The organism is Marinimicrobium sp. ARAG 43.8, from assembly GCF_050113635.1.
In the GTDB taxonomy this organism is placed as follows: Bacteria; Pseudomonadota; Gammaproteobacteria; order Pseudomonadales; family Cellvibrionaceae; genus Marinimicrobium.
The window spans coordinates 1-515 of the sequence record NZ_JBNJLT010000034.1 but is presented as its reverse complement, the minus strand read 5'-3'; the positions used below and the strand labels follow the sequence as shown (position 1 = coordinate 515).

Genomic DNA, 515 nt, shown 5'->3' with positions numbered 1-515 from the left:
GAGATGCTGGATGAGGTGGGTTTGATCCATATGAACGGGCGGATTTATGACCCGCGACTGGGCCGGTTTTTGCAGGCGGATCCGCTGATCGACGGCGTGACAGACACGCAAGGCTATAACCGCTATAGTTATGTACACAACAATCCGCTCAATGCGACCGATCCCAGCGGTTTTTCAGCCTGGACTCGTTTCAGGGACAATTTCTTGAAACCCGTCATTCAGGCTGTTGTCACGGCCTACTGTATTCCGTGTGGTACCGCGTTGGCGGCGGCGACAACGGCCTACTACGGTGGCGACGCGTTTGATGTCGCTATTGCCGCGTTCAGTACCTATGTTATGGCCAGCATGGGCCAGGATTTTGCAAAAGGCGGATTTAGTGGGGGCGAGGCGTTTGTCTTTGGCGTCACGGGAGGCATTACCTCAGCGCTCCGGGGCGGTAAGTTCGGGCATGGGTTTGTCAGCGCGTATACGGGGGCTGTAACGGGCGGATTCGTTCGAGGATTAGATAACGCCGC

At 56.3% G+C, this 515-nt stretch carries 1 protein-coding gene; it reads left to right on the top strand.

The window, feature by feature from the left end; genetic code table 11:
• Window positions 1-30: 30 nt before the first annotated feature.
• Window positions 31-515 (top strand): RHS repeat-associated core domain-containing protein (locus ACQCLF_RS16035; protein ID WP_426989101.1); only part of this gene is annotated, 485 nt, incomplete at its 3' end.